The organism is Streptomyces colwelliae, assembly GCF_048158785.1.
GTDB lineage: Bacteria > Actinomycetota > Actinomycetes > Streptomycetales > Streptomycetaceae > Streptomyces.
Genome location: NZ_JBLTJC010000407.1, coordinates 1 through 8,795 on the forward strand (window position 1 = coordinate 1; position 8,795 = coordinate 8,795).

Below are 8,795 nucleotides of genomic sequence, written 5' to 3' on the forward strand. Positions count from 1 at the left end.
TGCGCGGACAGCGCTCACCGGCGGAGTTCGCCGCGGCCGTACGCCGGTCCGCGCGGGAGATCGGCGAGCGGGTCAGCTGCGACGCGCGCTACGTCGGGCGGGTCGAGGCCGGTGAGATCCGTTGCCCCAACTACGCGTACGAGCGGGTGTTCCTGCACATGTTCCCCGGCCGCACGCTCGCCGACCTCGGCTTCGCGCCCCGCTCGTCCGTACGCGGACGCGGGGCGCGCACCGCCGAGGACACGCCCCCTGCGCACCTCACGAGCCCGGCCCTCACCACGGATGAAGCGGCCAGGGCGGGTGAGACGCCGGAGGTGTACGAGCCGTATGACACGCAGGACCCGTACGACACGCACGAGAACCCACAGAACCACGAGGAGAGCGACGTGCTGCGTCGCGCATTCATGAGGGGCGGCACCGTCACGGTGGCCGCCGGCACGCTGGGCCCGCTCGGGCTCACCTTCGACGCCGTGGCAGCGGACCGTTCCGTCCGCCGTCCCGGTACGAGCGAGGCGGGCGCCCTGGAAGAGGCCGTCCGCAGAATCCGGCTGCTCGACGACCGGCACGGCGCCGACGGCCTCTACCGGCGCGCGGCGGCCCCGCTGCGCGCCGCCTACGCCCTGCTCGACGCGGGCACCACCCGGCAGTCCGTCGCCGAGAGACTGCACTCCGGAGCCGGTGAACTCGCCATCTCGGTGGGCTGGCTGGCCCACGACTCCGGCCGCTTCGACGACGCCCGCTCGCACTACGCGGAGGCGCTCGCGACGGCCCGGATGACCGAGGATCCCGGCCTTGAGGCACACGCCTTCTGCAATACGGCGTTCCTCGCGCGGGACGCCGGCCGGCCACGGGAAGCGGTACGCGCCGCCCAGGCCGCGCAGCGCGTCGGACGCCCGCTGGGCTCCGCCCGCCTGATGTCGCTGCTCGCGCTGCGCGAGGCGGGCGGCTGGGCGGGGCTCGCCGACCGCACCGGCTGCGAACAGGCGCTGGCGCGTGCGCAGGCGCTCTTCGAGCGGGGGCACTCGGACGCCGACCCCGAGTGGATGAGCTTCTACGGAGAGGCCGAGTTGGAGGGGCTTGAGGCGCAGTGCTGGTCGACGCTGGGGGACTGGCCTCGGGCGGCGCGGCATGCGCGGCGTGCGGCGCGTCTTCAGGATCCGCACTTCACTCGGAACATCGCGCTGTACACGGCCGAGCTGGCGGACGACCTCGCGCGGGGTGGCCGTCCTGACGAAGCGGCAACGGCCGGGACGCGGGTACTGGACCTCCTGGACCTGGTTCAGTCGTCGCGGATTCAGACGATGCTGGCGGGGACGGCACGGGTGCTGTTGCCTCATCGGCGAGCATCAGGGGTGTCTACGTTTCTGGAGAGGCACTCAGGGTTGCCTCGTACTGCGGCTTAGTTGCTACGGAGGATGCGTTGTGATTCGTCTGCGGGCCGGTGGGGGCTGGTCGCGCCCACGCGGCGGAGCCGCAAATAGACACAGCCCCGCGCCCCTAAAAACAGGGCGCTCAACGCCTAGGCCGCTAGATGCCCCACGTCGTTCCAGCTCTCGATCGCCGGGTCGCCGTAGGCCCAGCCCAGGACCGACAAGGACGTCGGGTTGAGGCGTATGCGGGCCGCGAAGTCGATCGGGAGGCCCAGCCAGCGTGCGCCGATCGAGCGGAGGATGTGGCCGTGGGCGAAGACCAGGACGTCGCGGTCCTCGGCGCGGGCCCAGGCGACGACCTCGTCCGCGCGGGCGGTCACCTCGGCGAGGGTCTCCCCTTCGGGGACGCCGTCGCGCCAGATCAGCCAGTCGGGGCGTACGGAACGGATCTCTTCCGGGGTCATGCCCTCGTAGGCGCCGTAGTCCCACTCCATGAGGGTGTCCCAGGGGGTCGCGCGGTCGCCGAAGCCGGCGAGTTCGCAGGTCTCACGCGCGCGTGCCAGGGGGCTGGTGCGGACCTCCACCCCGGGGAGGCCGTCGAAGGGGGCCCGGTGCAGTCGCTCGCCGAGCACCTTGGCGCCGCGTCGGCCCTCTTCGAGGAGGGGGACGTCGGTCCTGCCGGTGTGCTTCCCGGACAGCGACCATTCGGTCTGTCCGTGCCGGGCCAGCAGGATGCGCGGTGCCATGAGGGACCCTTCCGGGAGAAAACGAGAGGCGGGTCACTCCATCATCGCGCACCCTTGAGAAGGGCAACCCGGGGGGCGATCTCTGCGTCTTTGAGGTCCGGGGGCGCCGGAAACAGGGCGCGCGCATACGCCGTAAAGTGTTCCGACCGGGCTACCGGGAAGCCGGACCACGGAGCACTGCACCAGTACAGAAGGGGGAGGGCGATCGGATGCCGCAGACCGAGACACCAGGCATCGAGGCGGACCGGCGAAGCCGGCTGCGCTGGTGGACCGAGCTGCCGCTGATCCTCATGGTGTACGCCTCGTACTCGGCGGGCCGGCTGCTGGCCCGGGGCGACACGGCGAGCGCCGTGGACCACGGTCTGGCGATCCTGCGCGTCGAGAAGTTCCTGCACATCAACGCCGAGCACCCGCTCAACCGCCTCTTCACGCGCGAGTCCTGGCTCGGCATCCCGGCCGACTTCTGGTACGCGTCGCTGCACTACCTGGTCACGCCCGCGATCCTGATCTGGCTGTTCAGGTCGCGCTCCCACGTCTACCGCGCGGCCCGCACCTGGCTGATGACGTCCACGTTCATCGGCCTGATCGGCTTCACCCTCCTCCCGACCTGCCCGCCCCGCCTGCTCTCCCCCGGCTACGGCTTCGTCGACACGATGGCCAAGTACAGCTCGTACGGCTGGTGGGGCGGCGACGCGAGCGCGCCGCGCGGCCTGGGCGGCATGACGAACCAGTACGCGGCGATGCCGAGCCTGCACTGCGGCTGGGCGCTGTGGTGCGGTGTGATGCTCTGGCGCCACGGCGGGACGCGGCTGGCCAAGGTCGTCGGGGTCGCCTATCCGCTGCTCACGGCGATCGTGGTCATGGGCACCGCGAACCACTATCTCCTCGACGCGGTCGCGGGCGTGGCCGTGATGGGGCTCGGGTTCCTGCTGGCGCCGCAGGTGATGAAGGCCGCGGACCGGATCAGGGCGCGGTTCGAGGGGCGCGGATCGCTCGTCGCGGCGCGCTCCCGTGACGCCGCTCGGGACGCTTCCCGTGACGCCTCTCATGGCTCAGAAACCTCAATTGTCAGTGGCGGATGCCAGACTTCCCCGGGTGAGCGAATTCCACGGCAGCGCGAGTCACAGCTCGGTACCGGAGCCGAGCCGGGTGCCTCCCCCACGGACGCGGGGGACGGCGCTCCGGCACCGGCTCGCTGAGCTGCGCGGCCCGGACGTCCCGGCCAAGGCGCTGGACGCGCGCGCCCTCGCGGCGCTGGCGGCGAACCCGGGCTGCAAGCGACGGGCGATCCTGGACGGCGCGGGGGTGAACAAGGCGGTGCTGGCCGACGCGCTCGGCTCGCCGTCGGCCTTCGGACAGTCCCAGTTCGCCTTCATGCGGGGCAACGCCTTCGAGGCCCGGGTCAAGGCGGACGGCGGCGCGGAGCTGCTGCGCCTGGTGCACGAGAAGCTGGACCCGGGCGCCGAGCCGCCGACCCGCGCGCGGGTGCCCGAGCTGACCGCGATCGGCCCCGAGGGGCGCGCGGCGCGTACGGCGCTCGCGCTGCGCGAGGGCACCGAGGCCGCCGCCTGGACCCTGCTCGACCACCCGATGCTCGCCCTGGACGTGGCGGGTTCGCCCGCGTTCCTGGAGCCGGACGCGGTCGTCGTGCACCCGGACGGCAGTTGGACGGTCGTGGAGATCAAGTCCTTCCCGATGCTTGACGGTTCGGCGGACCCGGCGAAGGTCGGCGCGGCGGCCCGCCAGTCGGCGGTGTACGTGCTGGCCCTGGAAGAGGTCGCGGCCAAGCTGGATCCCGCTCCCCGGGTCCGCCACCGCGTCCTCCTGGTCTGCCCGAAGGACTTCTCGAACCTGCCCACCGCGTCCGCCGTCGACGTCCGCAAGCAGCGCGCGGTCACCGGTCGCCAACTGGCCCGCCTCACCCGCATCGAGGACATCGCCGACACCCTCCCCGAGGGCACCTGCTTCGCCCCCGACCGCCCGGCCGCCGAGCTGACCGCCGCCGTCGAGTCGGTCCCGGCCGCCTACGCCCCCGAGTGCCTGGCAGCCTGCGAACTGGCCTTCCACTGCCGCGACCACTCCCGCGCGTCCGGCGCGGTCACCTCCCTCGGCCGCTCCCTGCGCGCCGAGTTGGGCGACCTGACGACGGTCGACGAGGTCCTGTCGGCGGCCCACGGCGAGTCCGGCGACCCGGACGACCCGGCGGTGGCGGCACTGCGCAGGGCGGCCGAGCTGCGGGCCGAGGCGCTGGCACACGCCCTGGAGGCGGCCGCATGTCGCTGATCTCGACTCTCGCCCGGCTGGAGGCAGTTCAGACCGGCCGCGCCCAGCCCGCCGCCACCGTCCGCCACCGGCACCTCTCCGAGCACCCCCTCGTCCTCGTGCCGCTCACCACCGCCGGTGAGGCCGGGGCACCCCTCGGCGCCCTCGTCGGCACGGACCGGGACGCGCCGCGGCTGCTCGTCGTACCGCAGCCGCGTGACCGGGACCTCAGGTTCGCGTTCCTCGCCGAACTCGCGGACGTGGTCCTGCCGTACATCGACACGTTCGCGGACGACGTCGAGGCCGCCGAGCGCAACGAGACCGATCCGGAGACCGGCAAGCGGGTCAAGGTCGAGGTCGAACTGTGCGCGGACGCCCCGCAGTTGATCGTGCCGAGCCGCGCGGGCATCGAGTTGGTCCGGCTGCTGGGGCGTTCGATGCGCTTTCGGCGTACGGCCGAGCAGGACCCGGAGACCCCGCACCCCGCGCCCCCGCGCGTACCGCTGCTCGGGCGGTGGCTGACGCACTTCGGGGAGCGGGCCCGGGTGCCCGGTTCCGCGCTGCTGCTCGCGCTCACCGAGGTGCTCGGCCGGCACTGGGCCACCGGGCAGTCCAGCCTGGAGGACCAGCACCTGGCCGCGCTGCTCGCCTGGATCGATCCGCCGGCCGGTGTCTCCGGTGCCGAGGCAGCGCTCGACGCGGAGCTACGGCGGGACGCGCGGGGCCAGTTGGTGTGCCCGCCGGCCGGCCCGGCCACCGACCCGGCGTTCGACAACAAGCTGCTCGCCCCCGCCATCGAGCGCTACGACCGGGCCCGCACCGCCCTCGCCGCCGCCGAGGACGGCGTGGAGGCGGACGACCGGCTCGGTGAACTCACCGCCGCCGAGCGGGAGATCAGGTCCCTCGTCGAGGGCATCACCCGCCCCACTTGGGACGCGGTGTGGCACGGGATCGACCTGCTGCGGGCGTTGCCGGAGGGCGCGCACGCCGTCGACCGGTGGACCCGCGACCGCTGGTCGTTCACCGGTCACCGGGACCGGATCGTCGCCGGTGAGCCCCCGCAGCCGCGCCGCGACGACGCGGTGACCGCGGCCAACAAGCTGGCCACACGCGAGCGTGAACAGGCCCGGCTGGACGCCCAGGAGGCCCTGGACGACCCGCTGGTGATGGCCGGGCGGCGGCTCGCCGGGGAGGCCTTCGCGGGCGAGGTCATCGATGTCGTCATGGCGTACAGCGAGGGCAGGAGCCCCCGCCCGCGCCCGCTGGTGACCGTCCGCACGGACGACCGGCCGCATCTCGGGGAGCGGGCGAAGGTGTTCCGGTCGCTGGCCGGGAAGCCGCAGTCGGCGGAGTTCGTGGGCCACGAGGAAGAGGGTGCCCTCATCGTCCTGCGGGTGGTCGACAAGATGGGCCGCGGCAAGGAGCCGGAGACCGGTTCGCTGCCGGAGAAGGGCGACCGGATCTGCTTCACGCTGTTCGAGCACGAGCAGCGGGGCGGCGCGAAACTGCCCGACCAGGAGGAGACACCGTGGACGCACGGGGGCCCGCCGGGTGAGGAGAGTGCCGTACAGGAGTCGGCGGACCCGGTGACCGAGGAGGACGTCCTGTGAGCGCCGACATCGCCTTCGACCCCGGTGCCGAGGCCGGCCGCGCGACCGACGCGATCCTCCGCGACACGCTGCACGGCACCGCGCGCGGTGTCGTCGTCGACTCCCCGCCGGGCGCCGGCAAGTCCACGCTCGTCGTCCGCGCGGCGCTCGAACTGGCCGATGCCGGGCGCCCGTTGATGGTGGTCGCGCAGACCAACGCCCAGGTTGACGACCTGGTCGTCCGGCTCGCCGAGAAGAACGGCGAGCTGCCGGTGGGCCGCCTCCACAGCAGTGACGCGGACCCGTATGACAAGGCGCTGGACGACCTGCCGAACGTACGGAAGTCGGCGAAGGCTGGCGAGCTCGCCGGGCTCCCGGTCGTCATCTCCACGGCCGCGAAGTGGGCGCATGTCAAGGTGGACGAGCCGTGGCGGCACGCGATCGTCGACGAGGCGTACCAGATGCGCTCGGACTCGCTGCTGGCCGTGGCCGGGCTGTTCGAGCGGGCGCTGTTCGTGGGCGACCCGGGCCAGTTGGACCCGTTCGCGATCGTCGGCGCGGAGCAGTGGGCGGGCCTGTCGTACGACCCCTCGTCCTCGGCCGTGACGACACTCCTGGCGCACAACCCCGAGCTGCCGCAGCACCGCCTGCCGGTGTCGTGGCGGCTACCGGCGTCGGCGGCCCCACTGGTCTCGGACGCGTTCTACCCGTACACGCGCTTCCGCAGCGGCACGGGCCACGGTGACCGGCGGCTCGACTTCGGTGTCCCGTCGGACGGTTCGGGCCCGGACCGGGTGATCGACGAGGCCGCCGAGTCGGGCTGGGGCCTGCTGGAACTCCCCGCCCGCAGCACCCCTCGCACGGACCCGGAGGCGGTGCGGGCGGTCGCGACGGTCGTACGGCGTCTGCTGGACCGGGGCGGCGCGGCCACATCCGAACGCTCACCCGACCCCACTCCCCTGACCGCCGACCGCATCGCGGTCGGCACCGCGCACCGGGACCAGGCGGCGGCGATCCGCGCGGCGCTGGGCGAGTTGGGCGTCACGGACGTCACCGTGGACACGGCGAACCGGCTCCAGGGCCGGGAGTTCGACGTCACGGTGGTCCTCCACCCGCTCTCCGGCCGCCCCGACGCCACCGCCTTCCACCTGGAGACGGGCCGCCTCTGCGTCCTCGCCTCCCGCCACCGCCACGCCTGCATCGTGATCTGCCGGGCGGGCGTGACCGAACTCCTGGACGACCACCCGTCGACGGAGCCGGTGCAGCTGGGGGTGACGGTGAAGTTCCCGGACGGCTGGGAGGCGAACCACGCGGTGCTGGCGCATCTGGCGGAACACCGGGTGGTGTGGCGGCCGTAGCGCGGAGGAGCACCGTCAGGACAGCGGCGAACCGGGGACGGGCCAGGCGATCGTCGAGGTCGCGTGAGCGATGCGTTCAGGGCCGCCGGGTGGCGGCCAGGTGCCCGCGGCGTAGAGCTCTCGCCGGATGCGGACGCGTTCGTCGAGGCTCTGGAAGGGCCACACATGCACGATGCGTTCGGGGCCGTCGAGCGCGTACATCACGACCGTGACCGGATCGATCGGGTCACGCTCCGGAAGCGCTCGGCGCCAGCCCTGGATCGTTCCTGGCAGACCGCCGGGAACGAGCGTGTAATCACGGATCTCGTACGCCGGCCCGAGCGTCCCGACCTCCACCTTCGGCATCATCGGCAGTCCCGCGAAGCTCGCCACGTCGATGCCGGTGACCTCGGCCGTCCCGGAGAGCGGGTGCCCACCCAGCCGCATGGCGTGCCGGGCGGCGAGGAGGGTTTCCTCGTCCGGGAACGTTCGCAGCACCCAGACACGTCCCAGTTCGCCGTTCTCCGATGTCCACCCGCCGAGCCAGCGTCCGCCGTCGCCCGCGTTCTCCGCCCACACGCGCACGGCTTCGGCGACCCGGGTGCCGTCCATGAGCGCGCTGGTGACCGTGGTCCACTCGTACCGGACCGCTCGCTGTTCCACGGACACGTCCGCGGAGGTGATGGGCGTTTCCCTCACTGTCCCGCCGTTCTCACGATGTGTGGTCCCGCTGCGGCACAACCGCGCGGGATCACTCAACATACGACAGCCGGGAAGCGGTCCGGCCGACGCCCGTGCCATGCGGGCGCCAGCCGATGAATACAGTGCCGGACCACTGGGAAGCCCCTCACATGGCGCCGGATCCCGTGCCTTGCGGGTATGCCCGGGGCCCCTTGCGCCGCCGGGGGACAATGGACGGTGGCCCGCTCGTGAGGCGGGTCGTCCGTGACCTACGAGGAGGAGAAGACATGGCGGAGCAAACGCCGCGTCGCAACGAATCGCGGCTACGCCCCGCGCCCCTGCTCTTCGAGCCCGCGCAGGCGGCCGAGGACCCGGAGCACTTCTTCGACCTGGAGTCGATGGACGACCCCCGCGCGCTGCTGGCCCGTGCGACGGAGCTGACCCACGCGTTCCGCGCCGCGACGGACCGGGCGGTGGAGTTCCAGGCGATCGCGGCGGCCCAACTCGCCGATCCGCGCCGGTTCGACCGGCTGACACCGGCGGACATCGCCGAGCGGGCCGAGTGGACCGAGGACTACGCCAAGAAGATGGTCGAGTTCGGACGGGACCTGCTGCGCGGCAGGGCTGCTGCACCTGCCCGAGGTCGCCGACCTCGTCGCCGTCTGCGAAGTCCTCCAGGACCAAGCGGTTCATGCCCTCGACCGTGTTCCACAGATAGAACGGCGCGTACTGGTTGACCGGCGAACCGTGCATCCCGCGCTCACGCACCAGGTACGCCTTGAGACCGAGCCCGTCCCAGTCGTCGAGCGC

General features: G+C 72.8%; 7 protein-coding genes and 2 pseudogenes. 6 read left to right on the forward strand and 3 right to left on the reverse strand.

The features are described from left to right. The coding region (locus tag ACNFOC_RS45680) for an NsdA family TPR-like regulatory protein (RefSeq protein ID WP_416964909.1) at positions 1 to 1,403 on the forward strand (1,403 nt) is incomplete at its 5' end. A gap of 116 nt (positions 1,404 to 1,519) precedes the next feature. Here the strand turns inward: ACNFOC_RS45680 and ACNFOC_RS45685 are convergent. Next, the gene (locus tag ACNFOC_RS45685) at positions 1,520 to 2,116 is read right to left on the reverse strand and encodes a histidine phosphatase family protein (RefSeq protein ID WP_416964910.1); all 597 of its coding nucleotides are present in this window, start codon (positions 2,114 to 2,116) and stop codon (positions 1,520 to 1,522) included. Between the two features lie 209 nt (positions 2,117 to 2,325). Here ACNFOC_RS45685 and ACNFOC_RS45690 point away from each other — a divergent pair, with 209 nt between their 5' ends. Genes ACNFOC_RS45690 through ACNFOC_RS45705 form a run of 4 tightly spaced genes read left to right on the forward strand, consistent with a single transcriptional unit; the run spans position 2,326 to position 7,325 of the window. Beyond that, entirely contained in the window at positions 2,326 to 3,315 is a 990-nt protein-coding gene (locus ACNFOC_RS45690; RefSeq protein ID WP_416964911.1) for a phosphatase PAP2 family protein, read from the forward strand. Next, complete coding sequence (locus tag ACNFOC_RS45695) at positions 3,266 to 4,399, forward strand: hypothetical protein (protein ID WP_416964915.1); 1,134 nt, start codon at positions 3,266 to 3,268, stop codon at positions 4,397 to 4,399. Before ACNFOC_RS45690 ends, ACNFOC_RS45695 begins: the two co-directional genes overlap by 50 nt. After that, entirely contained in the window at positions 4,390 to 5,988 is a 1,599-nt protein-coding gene (locus ACNFOC_RS45700; protein ID WP_416964912.1) for a hypothetical protein, read from the forward strand. Before ACNFOC_RS45695 ends, ACNFOC_RS45700 begins: the two co-directional genes overlap by 10 nt. Next, positions 5,985 to 7,325: an AAA domain-containing protein gene (locus tag ACNFOC_RS45705; RefSeq protein WP_416964913.1), complete on the forward strand. Its 1,341-nt coding sequence runs from the start codon at positions 5,985 to 5,987 to the stop codon at positions 7,323 to 7,325. Before ACNFOC_RS45700 ends, ACNFOC_RS45705 begins: the two co-directional genes overlap by 4 nt. Before the next feature lie 15 nt (positions 7,326 to 7,340). Here ACNFOC_RS45705 and ACNFOC_RS45710 read toward each other — a convergent pair whose 3' ends face one another. Further along, positions 7,341 to 8,003, reverse strand: a complete 663-nt coding sequence (locus ACNFOC_RS45710; protein ID WP_416964914.1) for an NIPSNAP family protein — start codon at positions 8,001 to 8,003, stop codon at positions 7,341 to 7,343. A 269-nt stretch (positions 8,004 to 8,272) separates the two neighbouring features. On the opposite strand from ACNFOC_RS45710, the pseudogene ACNFOC_RS45715 reads away from it, so the two are divergent. After that, a pseudogene (locus ACNFOC_RS45715) lies at positions 8,273 to 8,605 on the forward strand (DUF8844 domain-containing protein); the annotation flags it as partial. Positions 8,606 to 8,668: 63 nt separating this feature from the next. Here ACNFOC_RS45715 and ACNFOC_RS45720 read toward each other — a convergent pair. Further along, positions 8,669 to 8,795, reverse strand: a pseudogene (locus tag ACNFOC_RS45720) (DUF4865 family protein); the annotation flags it as partial.